Source organism: Segatella sp. (assembly GCF_977051555.1).
On record NZ_CDRSSE010000019.1, the window covers coordinates 13,216 to 30,742 of the forward strand.

The 17,527-nt window shown below is 46.8% G+C and carries 7 protein-coding genes; 3 read left to right on the forward strand and 4 right to left on the reverse strand.

What is annotated here, in order from left to right; genetic code table 11:
• The first annotated feature begins 32 nt into the window (after nt 1–32).
• Both ACWJAO_RS06425 and ACWJAO_RS06430 read left to right on the forward strand, forming a co-directional pair.
• A complete protein-coding gene (locus ACWJAO_RS06425) occupies nt 33–2,081 on the forward strand; it encodes a RagB/SusD family nutrient uptake outer membrane protein (protein ID WP_449139659.1) in 2,049 nt (682 codons plus the stop codon).
• A 25-nt stretch (nt 2,082–2,106) separates the two neighbouring features.
• A complete protein-coding gene (locus ACWJAO_RS06430; protein WP_449139660.1) occupies nt 2,107–4,560 on the forward strand; it encodes a hypothetical protein in 2,454 nt (817 codons plus the stop codon).
• 488 nt (nt 4,561–5,048) lie between these two features.
• Here the strand turns inward: ACWJAO_RS06430 and ACWJAO_RS06435 are convergent, their stop codons facing one another.
• Nucleotides 5,049–5,657: a ribonuclease HII gene (locus tag ACWJAO_RS06435; protein WP_449139661.1), complete on the reverse strand. Its 609-nt coding sequence runs from the start codon at nt 5,655–5,657 to the stop codon at nt 5,049–5,051.
• Nucleotides 5,658–5,899: 242 nt separating this feature from the next.
• Between ACWJAO_RS06435 and ACWJAO_RS06440 the strand changes: the two genes are divergently transcribed.
• Entirely contained in the window at nt 5,900–7,231 is a 1,332-nt protein-coding gene (locus tag ACWJAO_RS06440; RefSeq protein WP_449139662.1) for a glycoside hydrolase family 28 protein, read from the forward strand.
• 165 nt (nt 7,232–7,396) lie between these two features.
• On the opposite strand, the gene ACWJAO_RS06445 is transcribed toward ACWJAO_RS06440, so the two are convergent.
• From ACWJAO_RS06445 to ACWJAO_RS06455, 3 genes are all read right to left on the reverse strand, one after another.
• Complete coding sequence (locus ACWJAO_RS06445; RefSeq protein WP_449139663.1) at nt 7,397–11,593, reverse strand: ATP-binding protein; 4,197 nt, start codon at nt 11,591–11,593, stop codon at nt 7,397–7,399.
• A 591-nt stretch (nt 11,594–12,184) separates the two neighbouring features.
• Nucleotides 12,185–14,182: a RagB/SusD family nutrient uptake outer membrane protein gene (locus tag ACWJAO_RS06450; RefSeq protein ID WP_449139664.1), complete on the reverse strand. Its 1,998-nt coding sequence runs from the start codon at nt 14,180–14,182 to the stop codon at nt 12,185–12,187.
• Between the two features lie 26 nt (nt 14,183–14,208).
• Nucleotides 14,209–17,412, reverse strand: coding sequence for a SusC/RagA family TonB-linked outer membrane protein (locus ACWJAO_RS06455; RefSeq protein ID WP_449139673.1), 3,204 nt, complete (start codon nt 17,410–17,412; stop codon nt 14,209–14,211).
• Between the last annotated feature and the right edge of the window lie 115 nt (nt 17,413–17,527).

Genomic DNA, 17,527 nt, shown 5'->3' on the forward strand with positions numbered 1-17,527 from the left:
TAGGTATATAATATATAATAAGGAAATACAATATGAAAATTAAAAATATATTGATGTGCAGTCTGTTGCTGGCAGGCTTGTCTTCCTGCAACGACTACTTGGATGTAGACGCTCCTTCTAAGGTGACCGACGAACAAGTGTTCAGCAGTACAGAAGAGGCCGACCGTTTGCTGAATTCAGTATATCAGTCTACCTGTAGCGGTAATACATACGGCAATGCATACCTCACCACCTTCAATTTCAGCAGCGATGTAGAATTCTCTACTTCTTCAGCAGAAGAGAAGAGCGTAAGCCACAACGACTGGAAGCAGTTTGACGGTGAGGCTGACGGTAGCAGCATCAAGAGCACCTGGGATGCAGCTTACCAGACTATTGAGCGTGCGAACAACTTTATAAATGCAGCAGAGAAGTCATCACTCTACGGCAATGCAGACCTCGACCAGATGATTGGTGAGGCTAAGTGTATCCGTGCTATGAACTATCTCGACCTGGTGATTCTCTGGGGAGATATTCCTTTCACCTTCACCCGTACTTACGATCAGGAGTCACTGATCATGCCTATGGGAACCCGTGATGAGATTCTTACAGCTCTTATCAACGACCTGAAGCAGGCTGCTCCTAAGATGAAGAAGGCTAAGGAAATCACAGAAGGCGTAGAACGCTGCTCTAAGGAGTTTGCATGGTCTCTCATTGCACGTATCTCTATGTTCCGTGCCGGTTATTCTCTCCGCCATGGCGAAGATACAAAGGCTGCAGGTACCATGGAGCGTGCTGCTGACTATGAGGAGTATTACAAGATTGCCCGTACATACGCTGATTCTGTCATCAAGGAAGGTACTCATGCGTTGACCAACGACTATATGAAGGTGTTCAACGATGAGTGTAACTATACCGTTGTCAGCAACGATGATGTCATCTTCGAAATCCCATTCGTACAGAATGTAAACGGAAATATCGGTTATATCCAAGGTCCTAAGGCAGACTTCTCTAGTGCCGGTGATACCGATCACCCTTGGGGTAAGATGAGTGGTAGCGTAGGTTTGAATGCTTTCTATCGCTTCACATTCGACAAGGAAGATGTACGCCTCAATACTGTAGGCTACTGGTCATACGGTTACAACGGTATTGCTGCTTTACAGAATTCATATACCAACTACTGTCTGAAGTGGTCTAAGCTTTGGGATAGAAGCCATACTCAGGGTAACACCTCTGAAGGCAATACCGGTATCAACTTCCCTTATATGCGCTATGCAGACGTTCTCCTGATGTTTGCAGAGGCTGAAAACGAGTTGAACGGTCCTACAGATGCAGCCAAGAATGCATTGAAGCAGGTTCGTGAGCGTGCATTCCGTGGTGCAGCCAACAAGGCTGAAAAGGTAGACGGCTATGTAAGTGCACTCGGTACCAAGGATGAGTTCTTCAAGGCTATCGTTGACGAGCGTGCCTGGGAGTTTGGCGGTGAGAACATCCGTTGGAAGGATCTCGTTCGCTGGAACCTCTACAGCCAGGTGCTCTACAAGAACTTCTGGAAGTATTATGGTATGGGATGCGACCGTGACGACAGCTACGACGCAGATGGCATCTTCAATGATTTACCAAACGACTTCTTCTACAGAACCCGTACAAGAGCCCAGTGGAACCAGCAGGTAGCAGAAAATCCAGAGAAGTATAATGCAGCCAACTATCCAGAGGTATTCAACTTCGCCAATACAGATGGTAGCCTTGGTATCATTGAGGTTTACAAGACTGAGGGCGATGACTTCAGCATCGATAACCTTTGGGAGAACTGGGGACTCAACGGTAAGTTTATGCCTCAGGAAGGTGGAGAAGCCGACTGGAAGAAAGCATATCTTTTCGACTGGCTCGATGAGAACACTGGTATAGCTAAGGCTCAGTGCAGATGCTCTATCAGAGGTTACATCTACATCGACCAGTTGGGAGTAATGCAGACTACCAACATTCCTGAGTACAGTAGCGAAGTTGACTTGTCTACTCTCCCATCTGTAAGATACATCCTGCCAATTCCAAAAGATGTGATTAGCCGCAGTATCGGACAGTACAAGAATTATTATGGTTATTAATCAATGACTTAGAATCATAAAAGATATGAAGAAATTATTTATATTTTCAATGATATTAGCTGCAACCATGTCGTTCTTTGCTTCGTGCAAAGACGACGATGGTTACAACGATGCAGACGCTGACCGTCTGCCTATGCCTATGTTCCGTACTACACCGAACACGGCATCATCAACCACTCCTTATTATTGTGATATTGCTTCAAGAGTGGATCCGAACATCGCACTCTACCTGCAGCAGCACGGCTATAAGGCAAGTACGCACGTGAATGATATGCGCCTGTTCTGGTATGGTGTAGACGGTGCAGATGCATACGAATTGAAAGCAAAAGTAGCAGGAACCTCATGGGAAAAAGAGGAAAATCCAAATCTTCTGGATACCATATTGACAGCTGACCAGCTTTCTTTCCTGCACGAAGACTTGCAGTATAGCACAGGTTACCTGTATGCTATCCGTGCACTCGTTGACAAAAACGATTTGAACAATCCTCATAACTCCAAGTGGTTTGGTATGGGTGATGGTTCTCACCAGAATGACCAGTCTCGTGACGACAGCCGTAACCAGACTGGTTCATTGACAACTGGTATGCGCTACGATGTACCTAGTGTATTCTGGACAGAGAATGTAACCAAGACCTCTATGGATGTGTGCTTCATGCCACAGACAGAAGGCGATTACGAGAAAGATTACAAGGAGTTCTTCAAGGCTGGTGCAGAAGTAAAGGATGGAGAGTGGGTATTCGATGAAATCCGCGTAGTTCCATCAGCAGATAACGCACAGCTTCCAGAACACATCATCAAACCTACTGCAGAACAGCGTGCTGCCGGTCGTGTTCATATTGAAGGTCTGGAATCTAACGCTGCTTATATCGTAAGCGGACAGAACAACAATATCAAGCGCTACTACGACCGCCAGTACAACTCTACCATGGTACGTATGGAAGGTGATCCTGGTGAACCAATCCTCATCAAGGCAAACACTGCAGAAGAGGCTAAGCGCGATACCTTGTTGCAGAACATGGGCTTGCAGAAGGGTAAGATTTTCGGTTGCGAGGACCTTGTTGCTACCCGTATCGATACCATCCTGACCAACTATATGTCTGACAATAAGATTGCAGAAGGTCAGATCTTCTATCTGGAAGGTGGCAAGACCTACTACTGCTCTTCAACAGTTGAAATGACCAAGGGCTTTACCATTGCAACCAATCCTGCGGATATTGCTGCAGGTAAGGGTCGTGCAACCATTCTTCAGGGAATCGGTTACAACAGCGAGGCAAAGACCGCAGCAAATGCAGTGAACTGGGGCTTGTGCCGTAATGCACGTTCAGGTGCTGAGAACGGTGTGACATTGGCTATCCAGCCTATCATCATGCAGGACATCAACTTCCACCCAATGGCATGGTTCAACTACTTTGACCAGAAGGGAGAAGGCGGTAATCCACAATGTACTATTACCCAGAACTACTTCATGAATATGTACAGTCAGGGATTGTCATTCTCACTCTCTGAATTGCGTATCGAAAGATGTACATTCAGCGGTCACGTTCGTGGTTTCATCCGTTTCCAGGGTCCTAACCGTCAGATTATTGAAAAGTTGACCATCAACGACTGTGTATTCTATGATGAAGGTGGTTATGATACCAATGGCCGTGGCTATTCTTGGTTCGCAGGTCCAGGAAACAACCGTAAGTCAAACTTCTACAAGAATTTGACCTTTACCAACAATACCATCATCAACAGTCCACGCCACGCCTTGATTACAGAGGCAAAGAACCTGGCTTGGCCTGATGGTACAACATGGAACATCAATGTATCTAACAATACATTCGTTAACTTCTCACCACGCTCTAACAACAAGAGCCACGGTTTGATGTTCGAGATTCAGTATGCTCCAGGTGGTTCTAAGATTACCTGCAAGAAGAACCTCTTCGTATTTGCCGGTAACAAGAATGATGGTGGCCGTGACTACTTCCAGAAGGGTATGATCATCAATACCAAGGATATTACTTACGACTTCGCAGACAACTACTCTACCGTAGTTCCTGCTTACGACAAGTATAAGACATCTACAGACCCTAAGTCAAACCTCCTGGATGGTATGTTCATGCAGAACGCATTCTCTAACTCAAAGACTGGTGCCGGCTACAACAAGGGAGCCCTCAACATCGGTGGTATGGGTGAAACCCAAATTAAGTTTGGTGACAACCATAACGAGAATGAGGCTGACGCTGTAGGTTACCAGCTTGAGGCTGGCGAGCTCTTCAAGAGCCCTTGGACTATCGGTACAGTAAATGCCAAGGAGAAGTTCCAGAAGGATGCTTACCGTTATTCAGACATCAGTGGTTTCTACTACAATGCTTCTGACAAGGTGAAGAAACATCCTATCTATACCAAGGAAATCGGTGACCCACGTTGGCGCACTGGTAAGTCTTGGGATGGTGGCAAGAACCACACTGTAAAGAGTGGTGATCTGACTTACTAAATTATATTATCAGATATACATATTTAATAAAAAAACAAAGAGGACGAGCCTGTGAAGGTTCGTCCTCTTACTTTTTTTATCAAAACTGCCCTAAAAATGAATCGAGGGTGTGTCATAAGTTTATAATACGGGCTCGCGTATCTCCCTCTAACGCCTTGCGTTGGATAGCGTAATGGATGATAGATGATTACATAAAATTTGTTCATATAAAGGCTGCGCTGGGTTACTGATATGGCTGCATCGGGTAACTGAAGTGGCTACGTAAGCTAACGGAGACGTATCTGTAAGCTTATCGAGACGACTGTATCAGTTTACCGAGACGTCTGCATCAGCTAACTGAGACGTCTGAACTCGCTTACTGAACTACTTGAATTGTCTTACTGAACTACTTGAGTTGCTCGACTGAACTACTTGAGTTGCTTGACTGAACTACCTGAATGCGCCAACTATTATTCCAGACTTATGACACACCCTCATATCTGTAGCCTCTAATCCTTGAAATCTATACTCAATTCACCTGAGCCTAAAAGATTGTAGCTCATGCGATGATATGGAGTGACTCCAAATTCCCTGATGGCAGCACGATGCTTCTTGGTAGGATAACCCTTGTTGCCTTTCCAGTCGTACTGCGGATATTCTTCTGCCAGCGCATCCATGTAATCATCACGATAGGTCTTGGCAAGGATGCTGGCAGCTGCAATAGACAGATACTTGCCGTCGCCTTTTACGATGGTTGTATAAGGCAAATCCTTGTAGGGCTTGAAACGGTTGCCATCCACAATAACTGCTTCCGGACGAACCTTGAGCTGGTCCAGGGCTCGGTGCATCGCCAGAATACTGGCGTTGAGGATATTGATTTTATCGATTTCTTCGGGAGTAACAATGCCCACAGCCCAAGCTACGGCATCACGCTCTATCTGCTCGCGGAGCGCCTTGCGCTTCTTATCCGTGAGCTTCTTACTGTCGTTCAATTCGGCATTCTGATAACCGGGAGGAAGAATGACGGCTGCAGCATATACGCTGCCAGCCAAACATCCTCTGCCAGCCTCATCGCAGCCAGCCTCTACCATATCCTTATAATAATGACTTTCTAACATCTTCTAAATGGTGTTTTACTGAATAAAAAAAAACTATTTGATGCAAAAGTAGTACAAATAATTGACTCCAACAAATCTTGATGGATTATTTTTTAGGATTACGTATGAAACTATAGGAAAGAAGGACGATGAAACCTGTATCTTTGCAGAAAATAAGCGGCATCTCAGCATAACATTCAAGCAAGCTAGATGCTCTGCATTCGATTTGCATTATCTTTGCAAAAAACTAATCACAAGTAAATATGAAACAAACAATTTGTATTCTTTTATCAGCTATCGCTATCTCGCTCGGCTGCTCAGCCAAGAAGCAGACGAGCACTTTCCCCGACGGCACACCTATCTCTTCATGGTTTGCCGACACCACTGGTGTGGAACTGAAGGACATGGGCAAGCCCTACATCATTACCGATTATGGAGTGGTAAATGACTCAACCATCATTCAGACCCAGAAGATTCAGGAAGTCATAGACCGTTGTCATACCAATGGTGGCGGAGTCATCGTGGTGCCTGCAGGCACTTATCTTACAGGCTCTCTCTTCTTCAAACCAGGCTGCAACCTGTATTTGGAAGAGAACGCCACACTGAAAGGAAGCGATGCCATCACCCATTATCAGATAGTGAAGACTCGACTGGAAGGTCAGACCTTAGACTATTTTGCAGCACTCATCAATGCCGATCATCACGATGGTTTCACCATTGCAGGCAAGGGAACCCTCAACGGCAACGGACATAAATTCTACGATGAGTTCTGGCTGCGCCGAAAAGTCATCAAGAAGTGTACCAACTTGGAGGCTCTCCGCCCAAGACTGGTCTACATCTCCAACTCCAACGACGTGAAGGTAAGCGGCATCAGAATGGTGAACTCTGGTTTCTGGACCAACCATCTGTACAAGTGCAAGCGCGTGAAATACCTCAACCTGTATATCTACGCACCGACAAGCGGCTATCCTAAAGGTCCAAGCACCGACGCCATAGACATCGATGGATGCGAGGATATGCTGATAAGAGGCTGTTGGGTAAACGTGAACGATGACGGTGTGTGTCTGAAAGGCGGCAAGGGAACCTTCGTAGACAAGGACAGCACCAATGCTCCCTGCCGCAACGTCATTGTAGAGAACTGCTATTTCAAGAAAGCCGGTGGAGGTGTCACCTTCGGAAGCGAATGCTATGATGCCAAGAATGTGATTATAAGAGACTGCCAGTTCAACGGAACCAGCAACATTCTGCTCTTCAAGATGCGCCCCGACACACCACAGAAATACGAGGATGTACTGGCAGAAAACTGTACAGGAGTAGTTACCTTCGGCATCAGAACCCGTATTTGGACCCAGTTCTACGACAAGAAAGACAGAGACGACATGCCCCGTTCAGTCATCAACAACGTGAAGATGAAGAATATCAAGGTGAAGAGCACCAAACAGTTCTACACAATGATACCTTCAGAAAACTACGACTTGGGTAGTTTCTCATTCGAAAACATCGATGTCACCGACCCTGTAGGAATTATGGACACATCGGTATTGGGCAGTTGCAAGCTCAACAAAGTGAAACTAAATGGTAAAGCCATTAAGTAGTTCTTTTTAAAAAAGAAGAAGTTAAGAAGTTAAAGGAGTTAAGACAAATGCTTAGTGGGTAACGTATATTTCTGGAGGTAAGGGACTAATGTCCTGCGTCTTATCCAAATAGACTATTGTCTTAACTTCTTTAACTCCTAAAGAAAATCTCCTTTAAAAACCATTTTAACTTCTGTACTGCGATGGCGGCATACCAAACTGCTCCTTGAAGCACTTGCTGAAGTAGTACGGATTGTCGAAACCTACAGCATAAGCCACCTCCGACACATTCTTCTCGCCCTCCTTCAACAGTTCGGCAGCTTTTCTCAGTCGGATGACACGGATATACTCATTAGGTGTATAACCCGTAGTTCCCCTTACCTTTTTATAGAAGATGGTGCGTCCCAAGTGCAACAGTCCTGCCACCTTGTCGACAGAAAGATCTTGTTCGCCAAGGCGAGAATAGACGATACTGTCAAGACGCTTGACAAACAAGCTGTCCTGCTCGTTTCTGAGCATGGCAGAACGAATCTCCTGTGGCACCTTGCCAAACTTCTGACGAAGTATCTCACGCTGGTTGAGCAACTGCAGAATGCGAGCCATGAGCAACTGCGGGCTGAACGGCTTGGTAATGTAAGCATCGGCTCCCGACTCTGTTCCTTCGAGCACATTCTCGTCAGTACTGAGGGCTGTGAGGAGAATGATGGGGATATGACTCGTCTCAAAACTGTTCTTTAGACGTTTAGTAAGCTCGAAGCCATTCATTCCAGGCATCATCACGTCGCTTACTATCAAGTCGACATCCAACTCCTTTGCCATGGCAATACCCGCCTTGCCATCCGAAGCCACCTTCAGGTCGAAACAGCTCTCCAGTTCAGAGAGCAGGAACTCACGTACATCGTTGTCGTCTTCTATCAGAAGAACGGTACGACGGTTGAGCGGAGCAGATGGTGCAGAAGGCACAGCATCAGTTGTTTTTTCTTCCTGTCCGTCCCGTTCCTTTGTCAAATCGGCCTTCAGGATAGGGCTGTCCTTTACCAAGAAGTCGGAAGCCTCGTAGCAGTCTTTCTGCAGAGGTATCGTGACCACAAAGACCGAACCTCCACCCTCGTTCTCCTGATAAGTTATCTCGCCATGATGCGTCCTCACAAGTTCATGGGTAAGATGGAGTCCGATGCCAAAGCTCTCGCCCGTATAACTGCTCTGCATGAATCGGCTGAAGAGCTGTTCTCGCTTCTCCTGCGGAATACCCACTCCCGTGTCAGCCACACGGATGGTCATCACATCCGTGAAAGAGAGGCTTACAGAGATGGTTCCCTTGGCAGGGGTGTACTTGAAGGCGTTGGACAAAAGATTGAACACCACCTTGTCTATCATCTGCTGGTCGAGGAACATCGCATGTGCCGGCTCCGACGACTCGAAACTGTAAGCTATCTCCTTCGACTCGGCTGCATCGTCGAACATACGGCAGATGCCCTTGACAAACATCACGGCATCGGTCTCCTGCAAGGACAGCTTCAGCTTACCAGCCTGCATCTTGCGGAACTCCAATAGCTGGTCGATGAGTCGCAACATACGCTGCACACTCTTGTCCATCACCCGTATAGTCTTCTCCAACTCTGTCTGCCAGCGGTTGGCTTTCATGATGCGCTTCTCCTTCTCGAGCGAGCCTTGCATCAGGGTGAGAGGAGTACGGAACTCGTGGGCTATATTGGTGAAGAAGACCAACTTGTAGCGAGTGAGCTCCTGCTCAAGACGGATTCGGTTGCGAAGCACATTCTTGTCGTGTACAAACTTCACCACCAAGATGATGACACCCAGAACAAGCAGCACATAAATCATTATCGCCCAGGACGTAAGATAGAAAGGAGGCTTGACACGAATAACTAACGTACTCTCCTTACCCCAGGTGCCATCCGACGTACATGCCTTGACATGCAGAACATACTTGCCAGCTGGTAGTTTCTGATAAGCCGCCCAGGGCGTGGACGAAGGTTTGCTCCATGCCTGGTCGAAGCCTTCCAGACGATAGGTATACTTCACATTGCGCACATCGGAATAGTCGAGCGTAGAGAAATGTATGTTGGGCGAACGCTGCTCATAGGTCAGCGTTATCTCATCTGAATAAGGATAAGAGGTGAAGACCACGTCGGTGAGCCCGCTGACATGACTAAGACGTGAAGGCTGGATAATGGTAAGACCATAGTTGCCACCCAGCACCACTCTGCCGTCATCAAGACATACTGCCGAGTTCTCGTTATACACATTGCCCATAGGGTTGCGTGAGAACATATAGTTTTCAAACGACTTCTTGCGGGCATTCCAGGCTGTCACTCCCTGCTGAGTAGAAATCCAAAGATTGCCATCAGGTGTGTCCACCACCGACTGAACCAGATTGTTGACCAGTCCATTAGAGGTATTGAAGACGTAGAACTTAGGCTCTGCCTCACCATCCCCCGGCTCTACCTGTACCAGTCCATCACCCGATGCAGAGAGCCACAGACGTCCCTGTCTGTCGACAATTACATCACGTATTTCATAATCACGCACGTAAGTCTTATATCGGCTGGCATCCTTCACAAACTCATCGGTAGGAATACGGATAAGACCTCCCGATGTTCCGCACCAAAGCACGCCATGCTTATCTATCACCATGCATCTCACCTCGTTAAGCCCCACGCTGTCGGCAAAGAAAGTCTTCACACCATAGCCATCCTTACGTGGATAGACAAGGCTCAATCCCTTTCCAAAGGTTCCTATCCACATGCGATGCTTGGCATCGGAAGCCATACAGAACACGTTTCTGTCCTTAAAGTCGAGTCCTTTGGCTCCATAGATTCCCTTGCCACGGGTGCCTATCCAGGTTTCACCATTAGGCATCTGGACTATGCCGTAAACATTCGAGTCGAAGTGGCTCTTGCCCAAAACCTGGCTCATGTCGGCACTATAGTGGTAAAGACTTCCCTCACGGGTGCCCACCATGACTGTGCCGTCATTCATCTTCTTCACCATTCGAACGACATTCGAAAAGTCCATATTGCCCTCACCATTAGGATAAATGCGTTCCACACCCTTGTCCATCACCTGGATGTGCGACACGCCTCCGTATTCCGAGCTTACCCACACACCATCGTGACGGTCGGCAATAATGCCGAGAAGATAGTTGGAGGCTATAGGCGACTCTCCCAACTTGTCTGCCACGAAATGCTGGCTCTGGGTCAGGTTCTGGTTGAACACGAAAAGTCCTTTGCCATAAGTAGAAATCCAGATGAGCCCATGATTGTCCTCTACGATATGGAATCGCTCATGGTCGATGTAATTGGTGGTTTGCTGGGGGAAGAGAATCAGGGGCACAAGCTTGTCCTGTCTTACCAAGCGCAGCACGCCCGTCTTGTTGTATATCCACTTTCTGCCTTTGTTGTCTGTCAACACCCTGCCATTGGGGATAAGCCATTCGCCCTCACATTCCGCAACCTCTCCCGTACGCACATCGATAGAGAAAGAGCGGCGGTTGGTAAAAAGTATCCATCTGTTGCCCATGAGCAAATCTCCGGTAGCTACCTCACCGTCAACATAGGCTACATGGGAAAACCGCTGCAGCTTGCCTTGTCGAAGAACATAGACATCGCCCTTCTCCGAAACCATCAGCATCTTATGATGGAAGGGGCGCGTACGCGACATTCTCATGCCCTTGGCTATGCAGAACAGACGACCTTCGGAATAAAGGAAAACCTTGTCCGTAGTACAAAGCACCACATTGTCTTTGTCCAGACTGTCTATCAGGGGAACTCGGGAAGAACCTATTTCTGCCTGGGCAAACCTACGTGTCAAGAAAGAACCACTGCGATAATCTACCAACATGGCTCCATCTTTGGCTCCCCAAAGCCAGAACATTCCGTCACAGACCAGCTTCCAGTTAGTGAAATGAAGTTTCTCTACTTCCTGATAGTACTTCTCCTCCTTGCCGTCCACCATATTCAGGCAAGTTAATCTCTCAGAAGAAGAATACACCCACAACTTCTTATAGGTAACATCCTCCAAAGCCTTCTTCGTACGACCGATTAAAGCAGAGACGCCAGTACTGTCGTTGTCCAAATAGGTTGTTACCACGTTACCGTCGTAGCGGGCAAGTCCATTATGCGTGGAAAACCACAGAAAGCCCTTCTGGTCCTGTTGCATATCGCTAACGACATTAGAGGGCAATCCTTCCTGAATGGTTACCCTCTTCGCCTTCACCTCTATGGGAAGGGAAAGAATCTCAGCATGCTTCTCCACCGCTATCTGTGCCATAGGCTCCGTACCAACGCCACGCTGTCCGCCATCATGGCAGGAACTGGCGAGCAAGGCAAAAGCCGCCGCCATAAAAAAATTACTGTATCTCATTATTCAGATTAGTTCTTAACACGGTGCAAAGATACGCCAAATACTTGGAAAAACCAAATTTCCCTACCACAAAAATCACTTCACCCTACCACAAAACCATGGAAAGCCTATCACAAAGTCCATGGAAGACTGCTCCTAAGCATGAGCCACTTCCTATATTTAGTCAAATATAAGCTATATTTCATTGTATGTGACATATATTTAACTAAATAAAGGTTAGGCGAAGCAGTTGGGAGCAGACTTCTCGGAAGTTTGTCTCTATAAGAAAAGATTTTTATGGCAGGGCGATAAAAAAATTATCGCAATATTCTTGCTTGTTTGTCAGCTTTAGCGTATATTTGCAATCACTAACCATATAAACATGAAGAATATGAGAAACAACGACAGCGACTCATCGGACAAGACGGAAAAGAAAAGCTCAAAAGAAAAGATGAAGAACCTGCTCAACACGGGCAAAAGCCTCTTCAACCTGCTGTAATAACAGCATTTATACCAAACAGAAAAAGGGACGAGCTCATCACGAGTTCGTCCTTTTTTTACTAAAAATAATTCTTATTTACCAAAATGTATGTACTGTACTAAAAACAATCCTTACTTGTAAGCTGGATGCTGCTGACCTTCAAGACCTGCATTTACATCAAGAATCTTAGAGGTGTTGAACGGCATCAGCTCTGTCATATTCTTTTGCAAGCCATAGAATACACCAGAATTACCTGTGAGCCAGGCATTGTTGCTCGACACTCCAGTTACGTCCTCTACACACAAGTTGCCTTTCTGCTTGATAGAAACGACACTGAACATATTGAGGATGGTGTAGGTATGCTTCACTGCACCCTCAGGCTTGTTGGCCTCGCTGTACAGTTTGCCGTCCTTCTCGTAAAGGTCGGCAGTAGTAGAGCCCTTGCCTGTGGTATTACTGTTCAAAATCTTAAGACCACTGATTTGATCGGCAGTAAGTCCCAAATTCTCCACCTCAGCCTGTGAGAGGTCGATATAGCTCAAAGCGATGGTTGGATCCTCAAACTTAGGTGTGGTTGAGAGATAGTAAGCACGATAAACTGGCACGTTGGCAAACTCGCCATCACGCTTGGCCAAGTCTATCAGGCGCTGCTTGGCAGCCATCAGCATCTCATACTGCTTACCCCAGCGAGTAAGATCGGTACGACGCAGACCCTCGTTGGAAAGCTCGAGCTTACGCTCCTTCTGGATGAAGGTGAGGAAGTCGTCATGGTTAGTAGGAATACCTGCGGCAGCCTTGGTCTCGTCGCCACGGAAGGCACGCTTGCGTACTTCCTTCACAGCATTGATGGCCTCCTGAGTAGGACCATTGTTCACCTCGTTCAGAGCCTCAGCATACATCAGCAGTACGTCGGCATAGCGAAGCAATGGGAAATTGATGTTACGCTTGCTGTTGGTTGCGCCCATCTCCTTTTTCCAGTTGATGCGGTACTTGCCCACACCCATACCGTTGTATACATTCATCTGATACTTATTGCCCTTGGCACTAAGCACGAGGCCATAGTTGCTGACAGACACGTCACGACGCTGGTCATCCTTGTCAAAATCGAAGAACAGAGTTGGGAACGCCATCATCTGGGCGCCACCCTTACCCATACCACCTTCAGAATTGTCGTTACCTGAAGTTGGGATACCATTGACATAACCTGTTCTTACATCGGTAGCATTCTCGCCATACCAACCATACTCCAACATAGTTTCCTTGTTGTAAGTCTGGTTGCCCAAATCTCTGAACAACTGGTCATAGTTGTCGAGCAAGCCATTCTGACGCTTCTCGATAACAGCCTTGCAGGCATCAGCTGCAATCTGATAAAGCTCCTTTACACGAGCAGCATCCGAACGCTGTGCGATGTGAAGAGTAGAAGCATCATAAGTGTTGAGGTCCCAACGCAGAGAGTAGCCTGCTGCATAGAGAGCCACACGGGCCAAGATACCATAAGCAGAGTTCTTGCAGAAACGCTCAGGTGTAGCAGGAGCATTGGCCTCACCCTGCCATGGCAGGAGCTCTACAGCCTTCTGCAAATCGGCAATGCACTGATCGTAGATCACATCACGGTCGGTACGTGAAGAAGAAAAGGTTGACAGTTCAGATGTTGGAACTGTTGTGAAAGGAACGTCGCCATAGAAGCGAATCAGATTCCAGTAAGCATAGGCACGGATAGCCAACGCCTCACCAAGAAGCGCGTTCACCTTACCCTTCTCGCTCTCAGAAACGCTCATACCGGGCAACTTCTGAATACAAACGTTGGCATACTCGATGGCTGCATACATAGAAGTATATGTACTGCTGAGCATAGTTGCAACGTTGGTGAAATTGTAGTTGGAAACGTCATACTTTGAGTTACTCTCATTTGAGGCACACTCGTCTGTACCCTCAAGCAGCTGATAGCCCAGCTCCTGAGTATGGAGGCTGGCATAAGCACCCACTGTGGCAAGTTCTGCACGGGATACTGTCTCAAAGACAGAACCGCTGTCAGCAGATGACTCAGATGGCATATCCAACCACTCCTGGCAAGATGTCATGGTCAAAGCTATGGCCGTAACACCTAATATATTTAATATCTTATTCATATATTACTCTTGTTAGAATGAATTGATTAGAATGTTAAGTTTACACCTACTACCCAGCTCTTAGCACGTGGGTAAGAAGAATTGTCCACACCTGGAGTCAGGGCGCTTCCTGAAGCAGACACCTCTGGGTCGTAGCCTGAGTAACCAGTAATGGTGCAGATATTGTTCATTGTCGCATAGACACGAGCCTTCTGCAAGTAGATCTTCTTCAACCATGTCTTAGGGAATGTGTAACCCAAAGTGATGGTGTTCAGACGAAGGAATGAACCATTCTCAATGTAATAGCTGCTATGGTCGGAGATAGCATACTTGTTATTGGAAGAAATATTCCACATACGGCTGCCATTATCCTCACCTGGGTTCAACTCTGCCAAACGGGCAAGGTTGGTTGTCTCTTTACCTGTGAGTGGATCGATGAGGGTGTAACGGTTAGCCATGTCTGAGATAGTGTTCTGGTTGGCCAGGTAAGGACCAACGAAACGCTGAGTACTCATGTTGAACACATCATTGCCTACCGAGAAGTTCATAAAGACCGTCAAGTCGAAGCCCTTATAAGTAAAGGTATTGTTCCAACCTCCTGTAAAGTCAGGAGCTGCATTACCAATGACGGTGCGGTCATTGGTACTCCATACTGGGTTGCCGTTGGCATCAGTGTCACCAGCCAAAGCCTTATACTTCACGTCACCTGGCTTCACAGCCTTTCGGTCGAAGCCTTTCAGGCTGGCAATACCGTCCTTCAACTTGTAAGTACCATCCTCGTTCTGGATAAAGTCGGCTGTGGTGTAAAGACCATCATATACCAAACCATAGAACTGTCCGAGAGGTTTGCCCTTTTCGATCTTGAAGCCCATACGAGACTCGTACTCCTGGATAAAGTAGTCTGACTCACTGCTGCCACCATAGATATCGAGCACCTTAGAGCGGTTGAAAGCCACATTGAAGTCTGTTGACCATGTGAAGTCCTTTGTACGAACTGGTGTTGCGTTGATAACAATTTCCACACCACGGTTGCGGATAGAACCTACATTCTGATACTGTGTTGTATAACCTGTAGAAGAAGGAATCTGGTTCTTGATAAGCAGGTTCTTAGAGGTATTGTTGTACCAGTCGATACCTACATTGAGGCGGCTGCCAAATACCGAAACGTCAAGACCTACGTTGACAGTTTCTGTCTTCTCCCACTTGAGGTCCTTATTACCAAGAGTCTTACCTGGAACATAAGTGATATAGTCCTTACCGCCAATGCCATAATGGCCTGAACCATAAGAAGTAGCATACATGTTGTCGTCGATATTATCGTTACCGGCGGTACCATAACCTACACGGAGCTTCAAGTTGTCGAAGATATCCTTCAAACCTTCCATGAATGGTTCCTCTGAAATACGCCATGCAGCAGATGCAGATGGGAAGTAGCCCCACTGGTTGCCCTTAGCAAACTTAGAAGAGCCGTCACCACGAAGAGTAGCGTTGACAAGATAACGGTCCAGATAGTTGTAAGATACACGGGTGAACCAAGATACACGGCCACGACGTGTCTTGCCTGATGACCAAACTGCAGGAATACCCATGCTGACATCATTCAAACCGAAGTTACCATCAGAGAACTCACGATACTCGTTGTCGAGCTTCATGGTCTCCCAGTAAGTAGTCTCCTGACCGAGCAGAGCTGAGAAGTGATGCTCCTTGTTGAGGTCGAAAGAATAGTTCAATGTATTGGTAATCTGCCACTGGTAAGCCTCTGCATTGTTGCGCTTGCCATAACCATAAGGGCTCTTGTTGGCAGCAGCAGTCTTGGTAGAACCATCATCCCAATAGTCTGTGCGAGTCTGCTTCCACTGATAGCTACCAGCAGTGCGCCATGTAAGATTCTTGATGATGTCGAACTCAATACCAGCATTCACAGTAGCAAGACGAGTAAACTTCTCGTTTGTGATAGCGTTATTGGTAAGAATTGGGTTGTTAGAGTCGTAGTTGTTACTACCAGGAATGGCATCGAAGGCATCTGTGAGGTCTTCGCCGAGCATCTGCTCATTGGTGAAACGAACACCACCAGTTACAGGCTGAAGAATAGTCTGCTTCAAAGTACCACCAAGAGAACCGCCACCTTCGAGCTTGGTCATCTGCAAGGCAGAAGAGAAGTCGAAGCGTACGCCCTTCCAAAGTTCGTGATTGATCTTGGCACGGACACTGTTCTTATAGTAACCATGCTTTGCCATGATACCATCCTCGCCTGTATAGTTGTAGCTGAGCATATACTTTGTCTTCTCGCTACCACCAGAGATATTGATATTATGTGTCTGAGCCACACCTGTAGATCCGAACACCTCGTCCTGCCAGTCGATACCGGCACGGTTGCCATATTCGCTTGCTATACGGTCATAAGCACCTGTATAGAAGTCGGCGTCACTTACGCTGCCACCAAAAAGGCTTGCGAAAGCATCCTCGTTGCCACGAAGAGTCTGGAACTCATACTGATACTTCACGTAATCCTGAACGCCAAGCAGGTCGAGCTTCTTGCCAAGACGCTGGAAACTTACATAACCATTGTAAGAAACCTCTGTCTTGCCGGCCTTACCGCTCTTGGTAGTAATAAGGATTACACCATTGGCACCAGCAGCACCATAAATAGCTGTAGCAGAAGCATCCTTCATCACATCGATGGTCTCGATATCGTTGATATCGACATTTCTCAAACCATCTTCCATCTGGAAACCATCCACGATGTAGAGAGGCTTGGTGCTCTGTGTGATAGACGTACCACCACGCACTGTAATGTTGATATCGGCACCTGGCGCACCACTCTGAGTAATGATGTTCACACCGGCAGCCTTACCTGTCAAAGCCTGAGCGGCAGAAGTGGCAGGTATATTGGCAAGATCCTTACCGCTGACTGAAGCTGTAGCAGCAGTCAGGTCTCTTTTCTTTACCTTGGCATAACCAATAGAAACAACCTCATCGAGCATCTGAGCCTCGGGCTCGAGCTGTACATTAATCTGTGTTCGGCCCTTGATGTCTACTGTCTTGGTCTTGTAACCTACATAAGAAATAACCAAAGACTTGGCAGATGAAGGAACGGTCAGCTTAAAGTTACCATCTACGTCGGTAACAGTACCTGTATTACCGGGAACAACTTTTACCGTCGCACCGATAACTACATCCATGTCATCCGTCACTTGTCCTGAAATAGTCACCCCTTGAGCGAGACCTTTCACAGGAGCTACCAGCAGCATGAACAATACCATGCAAACCTGGAACATAAGTGATTTGTTTTGCATAAAATGATTTTTTTAAGTTTATATAAGTTTATTGTTGTATTTACAATAGTATTTGGCGTTGGGGCTTTTC